Origin of the sequence: Hydrogenophaga sp., from assembly GCF_030373225.1 — a bacterium.
Taxonomy (GTDB): Bacteria; Pseudomonadota; Gammaproteobacteria; order Burkholderiales; family Burkholderiaceae_C; genus Hydrogenophaga.
Map to the genome: position 1 here is coordinate 102,517 of NZ_JAUCZG010000004.1, position 19,438 is coordinate 121,954.

14 protein-coding genes and 4 tRNA genes are annotated in these 19,438 nt (G+C 64.9%); 15 read left to right on the top strand and 3 right to left on the bottom strand.

The window, feature by feature from the left end; translation table 11 throughout:
- Positions 1–23: 23 nt before the first annotated feature.
- Positions 24–923 (top strand): LysR substrate-binding domain-containing protein, encoded by a 900-nt coding sequence (locus QUV35_RS03685; RefSeq protein WP_300870973.1) that lies wholly within the window; start codon positions 24–26, stop codon positions 921–923.
- On the opposite strand, the gene QUV35_RS03690 is transcribed toward QUV35_RS03685, so the two are convergent.
- Entirely contained in the window at positions 883–2,151 is a 1,269-nt protein-coding gene (locus QUV35_RS03690) for a D-amino acid dehydrogenase (RefSeq protein ID WP_300870975.1), read from the bottom strand. The two genes, QUV35_RS03685 and QUV35_RS03690, sit on opposite strands and share 41 nt — an antisense overlap.
- A gap of 183 nt (positions 2,152–2,334) precedes the next feature.
- On the opposite strand from QUV35_RS03690, the gene QUV35_RS03695 reads away from it, so the two are divergent.
- From QUV35_RS03695 to QUV35_RS03760, 14 genes are all read left to right on the top strand, one after another.
- Positions 2,335–3,666 (top strand): aspartate aminotransferase family protein, encoded by a 1,332-nt coding sequence (locus tag QUV35_RS03695; protein WP_300871070.1) that lies wholly within the window; start codon positions 2,335–2,337, stop codon positions 3,664–3,666.
- A 153-nt stretch (positions 3,667–3,819) separates the two neighbouring features.
- Positions 3,820–4,806: a TAXI family TRAP transporter solute-binding subunit gene (locus QUV35_RS03700; protein ID WP_300870977.1), complete on the top strand. Its 987-nt coding sequence runs from the start codon at positions 3,820–3,822 to the stop codon at positions 4,804–4,806.
- A gap of 121 nt (positions 4,807–4,927) precedes the next feature.
- Positions 4,928–7,498: a TRAP transporter permease gene (locus QUV35_RS03705; protein WP_300870979.1), complete on the top strand. Its 2,571-nt coding sequence runs from the start codon at positions 4,928–4,930 to the stop codon at positions 7,496–7,498.
- Position 7,499: 1 nt separating this feature from the next.
- Positions 7,500–8,168 carry an aspartate/glutamate racemase family protein gene (locus tag QUV35_RS03710; protein WP_300870981.1) on the top strand — a complete coding sequence of 223 codons (669 nt, stop codon included), beginning with the start codon at positions 7,500–7,502 and terminating at the stop codon, positions 8,166–8,168.
- 106 nt (positions 8,169–8,274) lie between these two features.
- A tRNA-Leu gene (locus QUV35_RS03715) sits at positions 8,275–8,361 on the top strand.
- Between the two features lie 84 nt (positions 8,362–8,445).
- A complete protein-coding gene (gene tig, locus QUV35_RS03720; RefSeq protein ID WP_300870983.1) occupies positions 8,446–9,756 on the top strand; it encodes a trigger factor in 1,311 nt (436 codons plus the stop codon).
- 183 nt (positions 9,757–9,939) lie between these two features.
- Positions 9,940–10,557 carry an ATP-dependent Clp endopeptidase proteolytic subunit ClpP gene (gene clpP / locus QUV35_RS03725; protein WP_300870985.1) on the top strand — a complete coding sequence of 206 codons (618 nt, stop codon included), beginning with the start codon at positions 9,940–9,942 and terminating at the stop codon, positions 10,555–10,557.
- A 115-nt stretch (positions 10,558–10,672) separates the two neighbouring features.
- A complete protein-coding gene (gene clpX, locus QUV35_RS03730; protein ID WP_300870987.1) occupies positions 10,673–11,938 on the top strand; it encodes an ATP-dependent Clp protease ATP-binding subunit ClpX in 1,266 nt (421 codons plus the stop codon).
- A gap of 100 nt (positions 11,939–12,038) precedes the next feature.
- On the top strand, positions 12,039–14,471 hold the full coding sequence (lon, locus tag QUV35_RS03735) for an endopeptidase La (RefSeq protein WP_300870989.1): 2,433 nt from the start codon (positions 12,039–12,041) through the stop codon (positions 14,469–14,471).
- Between the two features lie 96 nt (positions 14,472–14,567).
- Positions 14,568–14,643: transfer RNA gene (locus QUV35_RS03740), tRNA-Gly, on the top strand.
- Positions 14,644–14,716: 73 nt separating this feature from the next.
- Positions 14,717–14,790: transfer RNA gene (locus QUV35_RS03745), tRNA-Cys, on the top strand.
- A gap of 113 nt (positions 14,791–14,903) precedes the next feature.
- Positions 14,904–14,996 (top strand) — tRNA-Leu (locus QUV35_RS03750).
- Positions 14,997–15,036: 40 nt separating this feature from the next.
- Positions 15,037–15,660: a DUF6806 family protein gene (locus tag QUV35_RS03755; RefSeq protein WP_300870991.1), complete on the top strand. Its 624-nt coding sequence runs from the start codon at positions 15,037–15,039 to the stop codon at positions 15,658–15,660.
- Positions 15,661–15,746: 86 nt separating this feature from the next.
- Positions 15,747–17,060 (top strand): MFS transporter, encoded by a 1,314-nt coding sequence (locus tag QUV35_RS03760; protein WP_300870993.1) that lies wholly within the window; start codon positions 15,747–15,749, stop codon positions 17,058–17,060.
- Here QUV35_RS03760 and murI read toward each other — a convergent pair.
- On the bottom strand, positions 17,049–17,849 hold the full coding sequence (gene murI / locus QUV35_RS03765) for a glutamate racemase (protein WP_300870995.1): 801 nt from the start codon (positions 17,847–17,849) through the stop codon (positions 17,049–17,051). The genes QUV35_RS03760 and murI overlap by 12 nt on opposite strands.
- Positions 17,846–19,399: a fumarate hydratase gene (locus QUV35_RS03770; protein ID WP_300870996.1), complete on the bottom strand. Its 1,554-nt coding sequence runs from the start codon at positions 19,397–19,399 to the stop codon at positions 17,846–17,848. Before QUV35_RS03770 ends, murI begins: the two co-directional genes overlap by 4 nt.
- Between the last annotated feature and the right edge of the window lie 39 nt (positions 19,400–19,438).

The window sequence follows — 19,438 nt, forward strand, 5'->3', positions numbered from 1 at the left end:
GGTGCCTGAACAACAATGGCGGCATGCGCTTAAGACACATCGAGGTTTTCAATGCCGTCATGCTCACCGGCAGCGTGAGCGCTGCGGCGCGCATGATCAATGTGACGCAGCCGGCGGTGAGCCGAACGCTGCAGCATGCCGAGTTGCAGCTGGGTTTCCAGCTCTTTCAGCGGGTCGGCGGAAGACTCAGGCCCACCGTGGAGGCGCAGACCCTGTACCCGCACATCGAGCGCCTGTTTGCCCAGCTCGACGAGGTGCAGCGCCTCTCGGTCAGCCTCAAGGCCGGCCGCGGCAAGGGCGAGTTGCGGGTGCTCACCGTGCTGGCGCTGAGCTACGAGGTGTTTCCGCTGGCCGTGCGGCTGTTTCGCGAAAAGCACCCCGCCGTGGTGGTGCACCACCAGGCGCTGCACTCACCGCAGATCGTCTCTGGCCTGGTGCTGCAGGAAGCCGACGTGGGCTATGTGTTCAACGCCGTCACCCACCCGGCGCTGGTGCAGGAACAGCTCGCCCAGCGGCGGGTGGAATGTGTGGTGCCCAAAGGCCTGCTGGGTGCCAGACAGGTCAAGGCCGGCACGATCACCCTGGCCCAGCTCGCCAGGCTGCCGGTGATCGCCCTCGACGGACAGGACCCGCTGGGCATGCTGCTGGCCCACACCGTGCGTGAAGCGGGCGCCGGCCTGAACGAGGTCATCACGGTGCAGACCTATCACGTGGCGCTGGCGCTGGCCCACCACGGGGTTGGGGTGGCCATGGTCGAGGGCTGCACCGCGGCGTCGGCCGATCGGGCGCGCGTGGATGTGCTCACGCTGGAGCCTGCGATCACCACCACCGTGCACATGCTGCGGCCCACGGCACGGCCCCATTCGCTGACCACGCGCGCCTTCACGCGCTGCATGCAGCAAGCGCTGCAGCAGCTGGCCTGAGCGACGCGCCGAGCTCGCGCGCGACGCGCCGGGCGCTGCCGAAGGCCAGCGTGAAGCCGAGGGCACCGTGACCGGTGTTGAAGAACAGGTTGACCGGTGAGCCACGCAGGCGGCCCAGCACCGGCAGGCCGGTGGGTGTGGCCGGGCGCAGACCGGCCCAGGGCTGCACGCCGGTGGCAGGAGCGATCTCGCCAAAGACCTCGCGCACGCTGCCCAGCAGCGAGCGAATGCGCTCGGGATCGATGCGCCGGTCGTGTCCCACCAGCTCGGCCATGCCGGCCACACGCAGGCGCTCGCCGAGGCGGGCGAACACCACCTTGCGCGCCACATCGGTCACGCTGACGCGGGGCGCTGCTGCCGTGGCGGGCAAGGTGATGCTGTAGCCCTTGAGCGGAACCACCGGCACGTGCAAGCCCAGCGGGCGGGCAAGCTGCTGCGATCCGGCGCCCAGCGCCACGACGAAGGCGTCGGCCTCGATCGGTCCGGCCGGGGTCTCGACCGAATCGATGCGGCCGCTGCGGCGCACCAGCCGCGTGACCGGGGTATCGAACACGAAGCGCACGCCGCGCGCCTGCAGCAGGCGCTGCAGCTCGCGGCACACCTTGAAGCAGTCTGCCGCGCACTCGTCCGGCGTGTGGATGGCGCCAGCCATCTGCGCCGCGTAGCCGGCCAGCGCCGGCTCGACAGCCACCGCTTCGGCCGGCGACAGCGCGTGTTGCACGCTGCCCAGCGAGCGCTGCAGCGCCAGCTGGCGGCGCGCGCCCGCGAAGCTGGCGGCGTCCGGGTAGAGCACGAGCTTGCCGGTGGTGGAGAAGTCGCAGTCGATGTCTTCCCGGGCCAGCAGGTGATCGAAGCCGGCCCGGCTTTCTGCCGCCAGCGCGAGCAGCGAGGCCGTGGTGCCGGCCGACACGCTGGCGCGGCACGCCGCCATGAAACGCAGGCCCCAGGCCCACTGCTGCGGGTCCATCTGCGGCCGCAGTTTCAGCGGCGAGTCGCGCGCCAGCAGCAGCTTGGGCAATTGGCTCCAGATACCGGGGTCGGCCAGGGGCTGAACGTAGGCGTAGCTCAGTTGCGCCCCGTTGGCCGCGCTCGCGCCGGTGCCGGCCTGTGCGCTGTCGACGACGGTCACGCTGTGGCCGTCCTGGACCAGTTGCCAGGCGGTGGCCAGGCCGACGATGCCGGCGCCGAGGACGCAGACATGCAGGGAGGTTGGGCGTCGTTGTTGCATGGGGACGACTGTAGGCAGGCGCCGCGCGGCTGAACAATGCCGACTGCCCAACCGCCCATGCCGAAAAGTCATGGCGCGGCGCCAAAAAGGCATTTTTCGCGCCGGCCATCGATGCCTACACTGGCCTGCCCGTGTGGGCTCCTTCCCGACACTTTTCCTGATCGCACCATGACCGTCTCCAGCCTGTCCGGCTCGCGGGTGTTTCACCGCCAGCTCAGCCACTCCCTGCCCACCGCTGTCAGCGGGCGGGGCATCACGCTCACCGATGCGGGCGGGAAAACCTACCTCGATGCCTCGGGTGGCGCCGCCGTGTCCTGCCTGGGCCACGGCCATCCCGACGTGATCGCTGCGATGCACGCGCAGATCGACCAGCTGGCCTATGCGCACACCAGTTTTTTCACGACCCGCGTGGCCGAAGAACTGGCCGACCTGCTGATCGACACCGCACCGGCGGGCATGAGCCACGTGTACTTCGTGAGTGGCGGATCCGAGGCGATGGAGGCGGCGCTGAAGATGGCACGCCAGTATTTCGTTGAAATCGGTCAGCCGCAGCGGCGCCACTTCATTGCCCGGCGCCAGAGCTACCACGGCAACACGCTGGGCGCGCTGGCGGTGGGCGGCAATGCCTGGCGGCGCGAGCAGTTCGAGCCGTTGCTGATCGACGTGACCCATGTGGCTCCGTGCTACGAGTACCGCAACCGCCACGACGACGAAACGCCCGAGGCCTACGGCCAGCGTCTGGTGGGCGAGCTGTCGGATGCGATCGACGCGCTGGGCCCTGACCGGGTGATGGCCTTCGTGGCCGAGACCATCGGCGGGGCCACGGCGGGGGTGCTCATGCCCGTGCCGGGCTACTTCAAGGGGGTGCGTGAGCTGTGTGATCGCCACGGCATCCTGCTGATCCTGGACGAGGTGATGTGCGGCATGGGGCGCAGCGGCAGCCTGCACGCCTGCGAACAGGAGGGCGTGGTGCCCGACCTGCTGGCCATCGCCAAGGGCCTGGGGGGTGGTTACCAGCCGATCGGCGCGGTGCTCGCGCAGGGCCGCCTGGTCGAGGCCTTCGGGCAGGGCAGTGGCCTGTTCCAGCATGGACACACCTACCTCGGGCATGCGGTGGCCTGCGCGGCCGCGCTGGCGGTGCAGCGCGTGATCCAGCGCGACGGCCTGCTGGCGCAGGTGCGCGAGCGAGGCCAGGTGCTGCAGCGCCTGCTGCAGCAGGCCTTCGGCGACCACCCGCATGTGGGCGACATTCGCGGACGAGGCCTGTTCTGGGGCCTGGAACTGGTGGCCGATCGTGGCAGCAAGGCCTGGTTCGATCCGGCACGCAAGCTGCATGTGCGCATCAAGCGCGAAGCCATGGCCGGCGGGCTGATGGTCTATCCCATGGGCGGCACGGTGGACGGCCGCTGCGGCGACCATGTGCTGCTGGCACCGCCCTTCATTGCGAGCGAAGCCGAGCTCGCCGACATCGTCGACAGGCTCGTGCCCGCGATCAACCGCTCGCTCGCGCACTGAGTGCCTTATAAGTATGGCTACTCGACCATTAGTGTTCAGAAAACCATGGGCAAACCCGGTGAGCGTCATCCTGCCGGCGGGTTAGCATCACCGGCTCCCCCGCATACCCCGGACCGCATCGAGCCGGATATCTTCATCACCCCAGGAGTCAGCATGAAAACCTTTTTGAAATCTTCCGCGTCACGCCTGTCGCTCGTGGCGGCCGCCCTGGTGCTGTCGGCGCCGCTGTCTTCGGTGCAGGCGCAGCAGAAGTTCATGACCATCGGCACGGGTGGCGTGACCGGTGTGTATTACGTGGCCGGTGGCGCCATCTGCCGCCTGATCAACAAGGACCGCGCCAAGCACGGCTACCGCTGCACGGTCGAGTCCACCGGGGGTTCGGTGGCCAACATCAACACCATCAACGGTGGTGATCTCGATTTCGGCGTGGCGCAATCCGACGCCCAGTTCAACGCCGTCAAGGGCGCCAAGGCGTTCGACGGCAAGCCCGTGGCCGACCTGCGCGCCGTCTTCTCGCTGCACCCCGAGCCGCTCACGCTGGTGGCCCGCAAGGAAGCCAACATCAAAAGCCTGGCCGATCTCAAGGGCAAGCGCGTGGCCATCGGCAACCCCGGCTCCGGCACCCGCTCCTCGGTGGACGAGCTGCTGGTGAACGCCGGCCTCAAGGGCAGCGACTTCTCGGCCGTCTCCGAACTCAAGCCCGACGAACACGGCGCAGCCCTGTGCGACAACAAGATCGACGCCTTCTTCTACGTGGTTGGTCACCCCAGCGCCAACATCCAGGACCCGATGACGACCTGCGGTGCGCAGCTGGTCAACATCACCGGTGCCGCGATCGACAAGCTGGTGGCCGCCAACTCGTTCTACTCGGATGCGAAGATCCCCGCCAAGACCTACCCGTCGCAGGCCGATGCACTCTCCACCTACGGCGTGCTGGCCACCGTGGTGACGTCGTCGAAGAAGTCGGACGAAGAGGTTTACCTGTTCGTCAAGGCGGTGTTCGACAACTTCGACGAGTTCAAGAAGCTGCACCCGGCGTTCGCCGGGCTGACGCCCGAGAAGATGGTGCAGGCAGGCCTGTCGGCCCCGCTGCACACCGGTGCTGCCAAGTACTACAAGGAAAAGGGCTGGATGAAATAATTCCCGATCCGGTCCCTCTCATCGCCCCATGTTGGACGCTCCGACATGGGGCGATCTTGATTGGAGCCGGCACCGGCATGCCTGAGACCCCGCATTTCAGTCCAACGCAAGGAAACGTCCCGTGAGCGCAAAAGACAGCATCGCCGAGATCGATGTGAACAAGCTGGTGGAGGAGAACGACACGGGTGGGCGACAGCCAGGCCCGGCCGTGGCCAGGCTGCTGATGGGCGTGGCCCTGGTGTGGTCGCTGTTCCAGCTCTGGATCGCATCGCCATTGCCTTATCTGGTGTCCAACCTGATGCCGGTGCTCAACGACACCCAGACACGGGCCATTCACCTGGCGTTTGCGGTGTTCCTGGCCTTCATGGCCTATCCCGCGAGCCGGCGTTCGCCGCGCGACCGGGTGCCGCTGCTGGACTGGGTGTTTGCCATCGCGGGCGCCTATGCCGCCGCCTACATCTTCATCTTCTACCGCGAACTCGCCACCCGCCCCGGCATGCCCCTGCCGGTCGATGTGTGGACCGCGGTGGTCGGTGTGGTGCTGCTGCTCGAGGCCACCCGCCGCGTGCTGGGTCTGCCCATGGTGATCGTGGCCCTGGTGTTCCTCGGCTACACCTTCGCCGGGCCCTACATGCCCGACCTCATCGCCCACAAGGGCGCCTCGCTGGACCGGGCCATGACCCACCAGTGGCTCACCACCGAAGGGGTGTATGGCGTCGCGCTGGGGGTCTCCAGCGGCTTCATTTTCCTGTTCGTGCTGTTCGGTTCGCTGCTCGACAAGGCCGGCGCGGGCAACTACTTCATCAAGTCCGCGTTTGCCTTGCTCGGGCACATGCGCGGCGGCCCGGCCAAGGCGGCCGTGGTCTCGTCGGCGGCCACCGGCATCATTTCCGGCTCGTCGATCGCCAACGTGGTCACCACGGGCACCTTCACCATCCCGCTCATGAAGCGGGTCGGCTACCGGGGCGACCAGGCCGGCGCCGTTGAAGTGTCGAGTTCGGTCAACGGCCAGATCATGCCGCCGGTGATGGGCGCCGCCGCCTTCCTGATGGTCGAGTACGTGGGCATTCCCTACGTCGAGGTCATGAAGCACGCCTTCCTGCCGGCCATCATTTCCTACATCGCGCTCTTCTACATCGTCCACCTCGAGGCCCTCAAGGCCAACATGGAGGGCCTGCCGCGCCGCGGCAACAGCACCGCCTCGCAGCGGCTGGTCTCGTTCCTCCTGACGGTCACCGGCTTTGTCGTGCTGGCCGGCGTCACCTATTACGTGATCGGCTTCTTCAAGTCGGCGCTGGGTGAAGCGGCGGTGCCGGCGATCGGGGCGATGCTGCTGTCGGCCTATGTGACGCTGCTCTGGTTCGGTTCGCGCCAGCCGGTGCTCGAGCTTGACGATCCCAACGCCCCGGTGTTCGAGTTGCCTGAAACCGGGCCGACCGTGAAGTCGGGCCTGCACTATCTGCTGGCCGTGGTGGTGCTGGTGTGGTGCCTGATGATCGAACGCCTGTCGCCTGCGCTCTCGGCCTTCTGGGCCACCATGTTCATGGTGTTCGTGATGCTCACGCAGAAGCCGATCACCGGTTTCTTCCGGGGTGACCATCGCTTCCTCGAACAGGCCCGCGAAGGCTGGAGCGACCTGATCGACGGGCTGGTGACCGGTGCACGCAACATGATCGGCATCGGTGTGGCCACGGCCGCGGCCGGCATCATCGTGGGCACGGTGTCGCTCACCGGGGTCGGGCTGGTCATGACCGAACTGGTTGAACTGCTCTCGGGTGGCAACCTCATGCTCATGCTGGTGCTGGTGGCGGTCATCAGTCTGATCCTGGGCATGGGCCTGCCGACCACGGCCAACTACATCGTGGTATCCACGCTGATGGCGCCGGTGGTGGTGGAGCTGGGTGCCCAGAGCGGGCTGATCGTGCCGCTGATCGCGGTCCACCTGTTCGTTTTCTACTTCGGCCTGATGGCCGATGTGACACCGCCGGTGGGCCTGGCCTCGTTCGCGGCAGCCGCCATTGCCAAGCACGACCCCATCCAGACCGGCATCACCGCCTTCTACTACAGCATGCGCACAGCCATCCTGCCGTTCCTTTTCATCTTCAACACGCAGCTGTTGTTGATCGGACTGGACGGGTGGCCCCACCTGATCCTGACGGTGGTCATCGCCATCACGGCCATGCTGATCTTTGCGGCGGCCACGCAGGGTTTCTTCATTGTCAAGAGCCGCTGGTACGAGTCGGTGGCCCTGTTGCTTGTCTGTTTCACCTTGTTCCGCCCCGGATTCTGGATGGACATGCTGTATCCGCCCTTCGACGAGGTCAAGGGTGCGGCCATGGCACAGGTCATTGCCGAGGCCCCGCCGAACACCGGCAAGCGGGTCTGGATCGAAGGCATGAACATGAACGGGGACGACGTGCGCAAGGGCGTGCTGATTCCGCTGGGTGAAGCCGGCGATGCCACCAAGCGCCTGTCCAGCGCGGGCCTGACCGTCATGAACGATGGCGAGAGCCTGTCGGTCATGGGGGTGAAATTCGGCAGCGTCGCAGAGAAGCTGGGCATCGAGCAGGGCTTTCGCATCACCTCGCTGGAAGTGCCTTCAAACCGCCCAGCCAAGGAGTGGTTCTTCATCCCGGGCCTGTTGTTGCTGGCGGTGGTGGTGGTCGCACAGCGCGCCCGCCGCCCGCGTTGAAATGGGCGCGACCATCAAGCCGCCGGCGCCCCGCATCGCGCTGATCCATGCGCTGGCGCATTCGGTGGCGCCGATCAACGAAGAGTTGCAACGCGCCTGGCCCGAGGCTGTGCGAATGAACCTGCTCGACGACAGCCTGTCGGCCGATCTGGCGCGCAGCGGAGCAGGGCTGGACGCCGCCATGCACGACCGTTTTGAAGCCCTGACCGCGTATGCGGCCGGCACGGGGGCACAGGCCATCCTGTTCACCTGCTCGGCGTTCGGGCCCTGCATCGAAGCGGCGGCGGCACGCCGGCCCCACATGCCGGTGCTCAAACCCAACGAGGCCATGGTGGCCGATGCGGTCGCCTTGGGCGGTCGGGTTGGCCTGATCGCTTCTTTCGCACCCACGCTGTCGTCCATGCCACCCGAGTTCCCGCGCGGCACCGAACTCGTGACGCGCCTGGCAGAGGGCGCGCTGGAGGCGCTCAACGAGGGCGACGTGCAGACACACGACGCGAAGGTGGTGGAGGCCGCACGCTGGCTGGCCGATCAGGGCTGCGATGTGATCGCGCTGGCCCAGTTCAGCATGGCCCGCGCGCAGATGGCGGTGCACCGGGCGGTGGACCTGCCGGTGCTCACGACGCCGGGCAGCGCGGTGCGCATGCTGCGGCTGCGTCTGGCCGCCTGACCCGCCGGGCAGGGACCTGGGCAACGGCTACAATCGAAGGTTGCCGTGAAGGAACAGGGCGGATCGCAAAGCACCATTTGCAACCCGCCTGAATCCCATCCAGGGCGCGCGGGTGGCGAAATTGGTAGACGCACCAGGTTTAGGTCCTGACGCCAGCAATGGTGTGGGGGTTCGAGTCCCCCCCCGCGCACCACCACAGACACATGCATTCCCCGGCTCGGCCAGGCAGGCTGGCTGAGCTGCAATTTTTGGGCACCCCCCCTTTTTGGAGAGAACCATGACCGTGACCGTTGAAACCCTGGAAAAGCTCGAGCGCAAGATCACGCTTTCGCTGCCGGCCAATGTGATCCAGAACGAGGTCGCGAACCGCCTCAAGCGGCTGGCACGCGATGTGAAGATGGACGGCTTTCGTCCCGGCAAGGTGCCGATGAACGTTGTCGCGCAGCGCTATGGCTATTCGGTTCACTACGAAGTGATGAACGACAAGGTCGGCGAAGCCTTCGCCACCGCGGCCAACGAAGCCCAGCTGCGCGTGGCCGGTCAGCCCAAGATCACCGAAAAGGAAGGCGCGCCCGAGGGCGAGTTGACCTTCGATGCCGTGTTCGAGGTGTATCCCGAGGTCAAGATCGGTGACCTGACCACCGCCGCGGTGGAAAAGGTGTCCGCCGACGTGGACGCTGCCGCCATCGACCGTACCCTGGACATCCTGCGCAAGCAGCGCCGCACCTTTGCGCAGCGCGCCCAGGACCAGGCCGCCCAGGACGGCGACCGGGCCACCATCGACTTCGCCGGCAAGATCGACGGCGAGCCGTTCGAAGGCGGCAAGGCCGAGGCTTTCCAGTTCATCGTCGGCGATGGCCAGATGCTCAAGGAATTCGAGGACGCCGTGCGCGGCATGAAGCAGGGCGAGAGCAAGACCTTCCCGCTCGCCTTCCCCGAGGACTACCACGGCAAGGACGTCGCCGGCAAGACCGCCGACTTTCTGGTCACGGTCAACAAGCTCGAAGCCGCCCACCTGCCCGAGGTGGACGAAGCCCTGGCGAAGTCGCTCGGGATCGCCGACGGCACGGTCGATGGCCTGCGCGCCGACATCAAGAAAAACCTGGAGCGCGAAGTCAAGTTCCGCCTGCAGTCACGCAACAAGCAGTCGGTGATGGACGCCTTGATCGCCGTGTCCGAGCTGGACCTGCCGAAATCGGTGGTGCAGTCCGAACTCGACCGGCTGGTTGAAGGCGCTCGCGCCGACCTCAAGCAGCGCGGCGTGAAGGACGCCGAGAAGGCCCCGATTCCTGAAGAACTGTTCCGCCCGCAGGCCGAGCGCCGCGTGCGCCTGGGCCTGGTGGTGGCAGAGCTGGTGCGCGCCAACGAGTTGCACGCCAAGCCCGAGCAGATCAAGGCCCACATCGAAGAACTGGCGGCTTCTTACGAGAAGCCCGCCGACGTCGTGCGCTGGTACCAGGGCGACAACCGCCGCATGGCCGAAGTCGAAGCCATCGTGATCGAGAACAACGTGACCGAGTTTGTGCTGTCCAAAGCGACCATCACCGAGAAAGCGGTCAGCTTCGACGAGCTCATGGCGCAAAACTGATCGGCCGGCCAGGCCTGAAGAACGAGGGCGGAGCGATCCGCCCTTTTTTTTGCCGGTTTGAACCCCACGTGCGAACAACCGGTGTTTTCGGGGCCTTCAAAGGCCATCGCCCTTGTGTGAATACGGCCACAGTGGGTTGGTTACAGTAGTGAGACGGCAATGCATCAACACATGGAGAAACGCATGAGCGCAATGGACATTCAAGGCCTGGGCATGGTGCCCATGGTGATCGAGACCTCGGGCCGTGGTGAGCGCGCCTACGACATCTACTCCCGCCTGCTCAAGGAGCGCGTGATCTTCCTCGTGGGTGAGGTCAACGACCATTCGGCCAACCTGGTGGTGGCGCAGTTGCTGTTCCTGGAAAGCGAGAACCCGGACAAGGACATCTCGTTCTACATCAACTCGCCTGGCGGCTCGGTGAGCGCAGGCATGGCGATTTTCGACACCATGAATTTCATCAAGCCCGATGTGTCGACGCTGTGCTGCGGCTTTGCAGCCAGCATGGGCGCCTTCCTGCTGGCCGCAGGCACCAAGGGCAAGCGCTTTTCGCTGCCCAATTCCAAGATCATGATCCACCAGCCTTCGGGCGGCAGTCGCGGTCAGGCCACGGAGATTGAAATCCAGGCCCGCGAGATTCTCAAGACGCGCGAGCAGCTCAACAAGATCCTGGCCGAGCGCACCGGCCAGCCGCTCGAGCGCATTGCCCGCGACACCGAGCGGGACTACTACATGTCCGCCGCCGAGTCGGCCGAATACGGCCTGATCGACAAAGTGATCGAAAAGCGCCCCAGCGCCAATTGATCCCGACCGTGCGGCGAAAACCGGGAGACGCTGCCTGTAAAGGCGCTTTTCCCGGGTTTTGCTCATGAAATCCTTGCTCTATCATTGATCTCACTGTTCCACCTGACCTCCCCCTATGGCCGACAAAAAAGCCGCCTCCAGCGAAAAAGCGCTTTACTGCTCCTTCTGTGGCAAGAGCCAGCACGAGGTCAAGAAGCTCATTGCTGGTCCCTCGGTGTTCATTTGCGACGAATGCATTGACCTGTGCAACGACATCATCCGTGACGAGTTGCCCGGGCTCGAGTCAGTCAAGGCTTCGGGTGAAGACGTGCCCACGCCCTCCGACCTGAAATCCAACCTCGACAACTACGTGATCGGCCAGCAAGGCGCCAAGCGGGCACTGGCGGTGGCTGTCTACAACCACTACAAGCGCTTGCGCCACAAGCAGACGGCCCGCAAGGACGACGTGGAGCTGGCCAAGAGCAACATCCTGCTGATCGGCCCCACCGGCTCGGGCAAGACTTTGCTGGCCCAGACCATGGCCCGCATGCTCAATGTGCCGTTCGTCATGGCCGATGCCACCACGCTGACCGAAGCCGGGTATGTGGGTGAAGACGTCGAGAACATCGTGGCCAAGCTCCTGCAAAGCTGCAATTACGACGTCGAGCGGGCGCAGCAGGGCATCGTCTACATCGACGAAATCGACAAGATCACCCGCAAGTCAGACAACCCCTCCATCACCCGCGACGTGTCGGGTGAGGGCGTGCAGCAAGCCCTGCTCAAACTCATCGAAGGCACCATGGCCTCGGTGCCACCCCAGGGTGGACGCAAGCATCCCAACCAGGATTTCCTGCAGGTCGACACGACCAACATCCTGTTCATCTGCGGCGGGGCCTTCGCCGGCCTGGAAAAAATCATCGAGAACCGGACCGAGGCTTCGGGCATCGGCTTCGGCGCCACGGTGAAAAGCAAGAAGCAGCGCAGCCTGACGGAAGCCTTCAAGGAAATCGAGCCTGAAGACCTCATCAAGTTCGGCCTGATTCCCGAACTCGTCGGACGCGTGCCCGTGATCGCCGCACTGTCGGAACTCAGCGAAGACGCGCTGGTCGAAATCCTCACCGAGCCCAAGAATGCGGTGGTGAAGCAGTTCTCCCGCTTGCTGGCCATGGAAGGTGCCGAGCTCGAAGTGCGGCCCGGTGCCCTCAAGGCCATTGCCCGCAAGGCGCTGGCCCGAAAGACCGGCGCTCGTGGCCTTCGCTCCATCCTGGAAAACGCGCTGATCGACACCATGTTCGACCTGCCGAGCATGAACAACGTTGAAAAAGTGGTGGTGGACGAATCCACCATCGAGGAAAACAAGCCACCTCTGCTGGTTTACCGCGAGGCGGCCAAACAGGCCTGAACGGCCTTGTCCATGTGGGTGCTGACGGCAGCGCCCCAGCGATGCGTCCGGTTGATATCGCCCGCACCAACCCCAGTTACCCGTTTTAGTCGAGGTTGAAATGTCCGGACAAACTCCTCTCCCCAGTTCCCCCCTGGACCTGCCCCTGTTGCCCCTGCGCGATGTGGTCGTGTTCCCGCACATGGTCATTCCGTTGTTCGTGGGACGTCCCAAGAGCATCAAGGCGCTGGAATCCGCGATGGAGTCAGAGCGCCGCATCATGCTGGTCGCGCAAAAGGCTGCCGCCAAGGATGAACCCTCCACCGACGACATGTTCGAGATGGGTTGCGTGGCCACGATCCTGCAGATGCTCAAACTTCCCGACGGCACCGTGAAGGTGTTGGTCGAGGGCGTGCAGCGGGCCAAGGTGCTGGCGATCCGCGACGGCGAAAGCCATTTCATTGCCAGCGTGAGCCCGGTTGACCCGGTGGTCGAGCGGGCCGACACGCAGTCGAACGAACTCGAAGCGCTGCGCCGCGCGGTCATGCAGCAGTTCGACCAGTACGTCAAACTCAACAAGAAGATCCCCTCCGAGATCCTCACTTCGATTTCCAGCATCGACGATCCGGGTCGTCTGGCCGACACCATCGCGGCCCACCTCCCGCTCAAGCTCGAATCCAAGCAGGTGGTGCTCGACCTTGATCCGGTCAACAAGCGACTGGAGAACCTGTTCGAGCAGCTCGAGCGTGAGGTCGACATCCTCAACGTCGACAAGAAGATCCGTGGCCGCGTCAAGCGCCAGATGGAAAAGAACCAGCGCGACTTCTATTTGAACGAGCAGGTCAAGGCCATCCAGAAGGAACTGGGTGAAGGCGAAGAAGGCGCCGACATCGAGGAAATCGAAAAGAAGATCAAGGCCGCCAGGATGCCCGCGGAAGCGCGCAAGAAGGCCGATGCCGAGTTCAAGAAGCTCAAGCTGATGTCGCCCATGTCGGCCGAGGCCACGGTGGTGCGCAACTACATCGACGCCCTGGTGGCGCTGCCCTGGAGCAAGAAGACCAAGATCAAGCACGACCTGGCGCATGCCGAGGCGGTGCTCAACGAGGACCACTACGGACTGGAAAAGGTCAAGGACCGCATCCTTGAATACCTTGCGGTGCAACAGCGCGTGGAAAAGGTCAAGGCGCCGATCCTCTGTCTGGTCGGTCCACCCGGCGTGGGCAAGACCTCGCTGGGACAGTCGGTCGCCAAAGCCACCGGCCGCAAATACGTTCGCATGGCCCTGGGCGGCATGCGCGACGAGGCCGAGATCCGCGGTCACCGCCGCACCTACATCGGTGCGATGCCGGGCAAGGTGCTGCAGAGCCTGACCAAGGTCGGCACGCGCAACCCGCTGTTCCTGCTCGACGAGATTGACAAGCTCGGGACCGATTTCCGCGGTGACCCATCCAGCGCACTGCTTGAAGTGCTGGATCCCGAACAGAACCACACCTTCGGCGACCATTACGTCGAAGTCGACTTTGATCTCTCCGACGTGATGTTCGTCGCAACCTCGAACTCGATGAACATTCCACCGGCTCTGCTGGACCGGATGGAAGTCATTCGTCTGTCGGGCTACACGGAGGAGGAAAAGACGAACATCGCGATGCGCTATCTGTTGCCCAAGCAGCTGAAGAACAACGGCCTGAAAGAGGGTGAGCTGGAGGTTCAGGAAGAGGCCGTGCGCGACATCGTGCGCTACTACACCCGCGAGGCGGGCGTGCGCTCGCTTGAGCGAGAGCTCTCCAAGATCTGCCGCAAGGTGGTCAAGGGCCTGCTGCTCAAGAAATACACGCCCACGGTGATCGTGAACGCCGAGAACCTGAACGATTTCCTGGGGGTGCGCAAGTACAGCTACGGTCGTGCCGAAGCGCAAAACCAGGTGGGCCAGGTGGTCGGTCTCGCATGGACCGAGGTGGGAGGCGATCTGCTGACCATCGAGGTGGCCATCATGCCGGGCAAGGGCATCATCACGCGCACCGGTTCGCTGGGCGACGTGATGAAGGAATCGGTGGAAGCCGCCCGCACCGTGGTGCGCAGCCGCGCCCGCATGCTCGGCATCAAGGACGAGCAATTCGACAAGCGCGACATCCACATTCACGTGCCAGACGGTGCCACGCCCAAGGACGGCCCGAGCGCGGGCGCCGCCATGACCACGGCACTCGTTTCGTCGATCACCGGCATCCCGGTGCGTGCCGACGTGGCCATGACGGGCGAGATCACCCTGCGCGGCGAGGTGACCGCCATTGGCGGCCTCAAGGAAAAGCTGCTCGCGGCGCTTCGTGGCGGCATCAAGACCGTGATCATCCCGGAAGAGAACGTGAAGGATCTCGCCGACATTCCCGACAATGTGAAGCAGGGCCTCGAGATCGTGCCGGTGAAATGGATCGACAAGGTGCTGGCCATCGCCCTCGAGCGACAGCCCGTGCCGTTGACGGACGAGGAGGTGGCTGCGCAAATCGCCGCGGCCTCCACGCGAGCACCAACGCCCGGCCAGGACGCCGTCAAACACTGATCAAAAAAATCGAAGGGGCTTGAAAGAGGCCTGATTTTTGGGTTAGAATTTCGGTTTCCGGCAGACAAGCGGAACAGCATGAAAATGTTGAAAAATGCGGGAATAGCTCAGTTGGTAGAGCGCAACCTTGCCAAGGTTGAGGTCGCGAGTTCGAGTCTCGTTTCCCGCTCCAGATTCAAAAAGGGAAGCTCTGCTTCCCTTTTTTGTAGCCTTTTCAAGCCCTTGCCAATGGCACTGGCGCTGACGGCGCGATAGCAAAGCGGTTATGCCCCGGATTGCAAATCCGGTTAGCCCGGTTCGACTCCGGGTCGCGCCTCCAGAACATCTGCAACCTCGCCAACCTCACCGTTGCCGAGGTTGTTTCATTTGCGGGTGCCGATGCAGCAACCGGCTCGTCGGGGTGCTGTGTTCACCTGCGACAATCCGTGCTCGGCCTCGATGGTGAAATTGGTAGACACAGCGGACTTAAAATCCGCCGCCATCCCGAAAGGGAGCGTACCGGTTCGACCCCGGTTCGAGGCACCAGGCTAGGTTTTTTCCGGTTTCGCCGGTACAGTGAGTTTTCATGACCCGATACAACGCACCCTTCGAAATTCACGTGCACGGTGATGTGCCTTTGCGCGATGACGTGGTGTACGCCCAGATCCAGGACGCACTCAAGCCACTGTGGGTTTATGCGGGCGCCAAGTCGCTGGCGGCCGCGGCCGAGAGCAGTTACGAGGATGAACCCGGCATCCGTTTTGACGCCGCATCCCATGTGCTTCAGATCTGCTGGACAGTCCCTGGGGAAGAGGATTTTCGCCAGGTGATTGAAGAGGCCTGCATGGGTCTCAACGACATCGCTTCTGCCGGCGCCCCGCTGGAGGTTTCTTTCTACGATGCGGAGTTCGATGAGGAAGATGAGTCCGCCGAGGAAGAGGCGCGCGACGATTTCCTGATGTGCTTCGTCGGGCCGACGCCGGCCGCCATCATGCAGGTGCAGCGCGATCTGCTGGTTCAGGATGTGCTCCATGTCATGGAGCGTCACTTCGATGCGTCCGAGCTCGGTGATGTGGTCGGCGCGATCGACAAGCTCTTCACACAGCGCTTCGATGCCCTGGTGAATTCCATGCAGCTGGGCAAGCCCCCGCGCGGCCACGGTGGGCCCTCGGGCCACGGCGGCCCACGCAAGCCGCGTCACCTGCACTGATCCACACCGTGCGCCCGGGGCCTGTCATCTGCAGGCCCTAGACTGCGCTGCATGGCGGCATTCCAGACCCGTCCCACGGAGCGCTCATGTCCATCTTCTCCACCGATGCCCTGAACCCCGGCGTGCGCAAGCGCGAGGTGTTTGGCTGGGCCATGTTCGACTTTGCGAACTCGGGCTACACCACGGTGGTGTTGACGGCCGTGTTCGCTGCGTACTTTGTCGGAGCGGTGGCTGGAGGTGCCGAATGGGCGGCCTTTGCCTGGACGGCGGCCTTGAGCCTGTCCCATCTCATCGTGATGCTGACCATTCCGGCGATGGGCGCCTGGGCCGATCGGCATGCGGCGAAGAAGCGGCTGCTCATGTTCACCACGGTCGGCTGCGTGCTCGCCACGGCGGCACTGGCCACGGTCGGGCCCGGGGCCGTGGTGCTGGGCATGGCCTTGATCGTGGTGTCCAACGTGTTTTTCGCCTGGGGTGAATCGCTGGTGGCGGCATTCCTCCCGGAACTGGCCAAGCCCTCGGCAATGGGTCGTGTCAGCGGTTGGGGCTGGAGTCTGGGTTACTGCGGCGGCATGCTGGCGCTGGGCCTGAGTCTGGCCTATGTGCTGTGGGCGCAGGCGCAAGGGCAGAAGGCGGCCGAGTTCGTGCCCGTGACCATGCTGATCACCGCCTCGGTCTTTGCGCTGGCTTCACTGTTCACGCTGGCTTTGTTGCGCGAGCGCGCGACACCGCAGGCCGTGTTCGTCGGCTCGGCGTGGCGCCAGTCGTATGGCCAGTTGCGCAGCACCTTCCAGCAGGCACGGCGTTACCAGGATTTCATGTGGCTGCTCGCCTGTGCCACGGCCTACCAGGGCGGTGTGGCGGTGGCGATCACCTTGGCTGCCATTTATGCGGAACAGGTGATCGGCTTCGTGCAGCAGGAAACGATGGTGCTGATCTTTGTGCTCAACATCGCCGCCATGGTGGGCGCGTTTGCGTTCGGCTACTGGCAGGACCGGCTGGGGCACAAGCTCGCTTTGGGCATCACCCTGGTCGGCTGGATCGCCACCTGCATCATTGCTGCGATCACCACCACCAAAGGAGGGTTCTGGTACGCCGCCGCCATCGCGGGCGTGTGCATGGGCTCCAGCCAGTCGTCGGGCCGCGCCATGGCCGGCATGCTGGCGCCACCTGCCCAACTCGCCGAGTTCTTCGGCCTGTGGACCTTTGCCACCCGGGTGGCCAGCATCATCGGACCGTTGAGCTACGGCGCCATCACCTGGATGACCGGGGGCAACCAGCGCCTGGCCATCGGCTCCACGGCGGTTCTGTTCGTTGTGGGCCTGGTGTTGCTGATCCCGGTCAACATGAAGCGTGGCCGTGAAGCCGCCCTCCAGCAGGTCGGCGCGTCAAGCCCTTGACCGTTGCGCAAGGCATGGCAGACCGAGCCATCGGAGCGCTGCCTGCGTGAGCGCGTCCGGGTCGCCCGTCGAAAACAGCAAGGGCGGTGCGCCTGTGGCTCGGCTCGAGTGCGGCAGATCCAGCACGTCCCGGGTGCGGCGTGCCACCGCCACGCCGGTGTCGATCAACGTCACACGCGGCCCCAGCGCCTCTTTCAGCAGGTCTTCCGCGAAAGGGTAGTGCGTGCAGCCCAGGACCACGGTGTCGATGTCGCCGCCTGCCTGCAACAGCAAGGCTTGCACGTGGCGGTGGCACAGCTGGCGCAGCGCGGGCGGGTCGTGGCGCTCGATCGCGTCAGCCAGTCCGTCGCAGGGCTGGCCAAAAAAATGGACCGGGCTGGACGCCGTGCTTTCAACCTGTCTGCGCAGACGTGCAAAGCGTTCGCTCTGCAGCGTGCCCCGGGTGGCCAGCACACCGATGGCTCGTGTGCGGCTCACAGCCACGGCGGGTTTGAGCGCCGGCTCCACGCCCACGATGGGCAGGTCGGGGTGCGTGGTTCGCAGGCCGTCGATGGCCAGTGCGGTGGCGGTGTTGCAGGCGATCACCAGTGCGTCGATGCGGTGGGTGGCGCGCAGCCAGGCGGTGAGCCGCCCGGATCGCTCGACGACCTTACCGGCGCTGCGTTCACCGTACGGTGCATGGGCGCTGTCGGCCAGGTAGACCAGGCGCACGCCGGGCAGCTCGGCCAGCAGGGCGCGCAGCACGCTCAGGCCGCCGACCCCGCTGTCGAACACACCGACCGTTTTCAAGCAGCGGCGACGCTGATGCCCTTGAATTCACCGGTGGCGATGCGTTTCTGCCACTCGGCCGGGCCGGTGATGTGGGCGCTGGTGCCGCCCGAATCCACCGCCACCGTCACCGGCATGTCCACCACGTCGAACTCGTAGATGGCTTCCATGCCGAGGTCTTCGAAGCCCACCACGCGGGCGTGCTTGATGGCCTTGGAGACCAGGTAAGCGGCTCCACCGACCGCCATGAGGTAGGCGCTCTTGTGCTGCTTGATGGACTCGATGGCGACCGGGCCGCGCTCGGCCTTGCCGATCATCGCGATCAGGCCGGTTTGCTCGAGCATCATGTCGGTGAAGCCGTCCATGCGCGTGGCGGTGGTGGGGCCGGCCGGGCCCACGGCCTCGTCACGCACCGGGTCGACCGGACCGACGTAGTAGATGACGCGGTTGGTGAAGTCGACCGGCAGTTGCTCGCCTTTGGCCAGCATGGTCTGGATGCGCTTGTGCGCCGCGTCCCGGCCGGTGAGCATCTTGCCGTTGAGCAACAGGGTCTGGCCGGGCTTCCAGCTGGCCACCTCGGCCTTGGTGAGCTGGTTCAGGTCCACGCGCTGGCTCTTCTGCGTGTCGGGCACCCAGTTCACGTTGGGCCAGAGGTCCAGGCTGGGCGCCTCCAGGTACACGGGGCCGCTGCCGTCGAGCACGAAATGCGCGTGGCGCGTGGCGGCGCAGTTGGGGATCATGGCCACCGGCTTGCTGGCGGCGTGCGTGGGGTACATCTTGATCTTGATGTCGAGCACGGTGGTGAGTCCACCGAGGCCCTGTGCGCCGATGCCCAGCGCATTGACCTTCTCGAAGAGCTCCAGTCGCAGTTCCTCGACCTGGTTCAGCTTCTCGCCGCGGGAGGCCCTGGCCTGGAGTTCGTACATGTCGATGTCGTCCATCAGGCTTTCCTTGGCCATCAGAACGGCCTTCTCGGCCGTGCCACCGATGCCGATGCCCAGCATGCCCGGCGGGCACCAGCCTGCGCCCATGGTGGGCACGGTCTTCATCACCCAGTCGACCACCGAGTCGCCGGGGTTGAGCATGATCATCTTGCTTTTGTTTTCACTGCCGCCGCCCTTGGCCGCCACCGTCACTTCCACCGTGTCGCCGGGCACGAGTTCGGTGAAGATCACGGCGGGTGTGTTGTCCTTGGTGTTCTTGCGCGCGAACTGCGGGTCGGCCACCACCGAGGCGCGCAGCTGGTTGTCGGGGTGGTTGTAGCCCTGGCGCACACCCTCGTTGATGGCGTCCTCCAGGCTGCCGGTGAAGCCCTCAAGCCGCACGTTCATGCCGACCTTCAGGAACACGTTGACGATGCCGGTGTCCTGGCAGATCGGCCGATGGCCGATGGCGCTCATCTTGCTGTTGGTCAGGATCTGTGCGATCGCGTCCTTGGCCGCCGCACTTTGCTCACGCTCGTAGGCGCGGGCGAGGTGGGCGATGAAGTCGGCCGGATGGTAGTAACTGATGTACTGCAGGGCGGCAGCAACGGATTCGATCAGGTCGTTCTGGCGGATGCTCGTGGTCATGGCGGTGGGGAGTTGGTGTCGGGGGGACTGTTGCCGCAG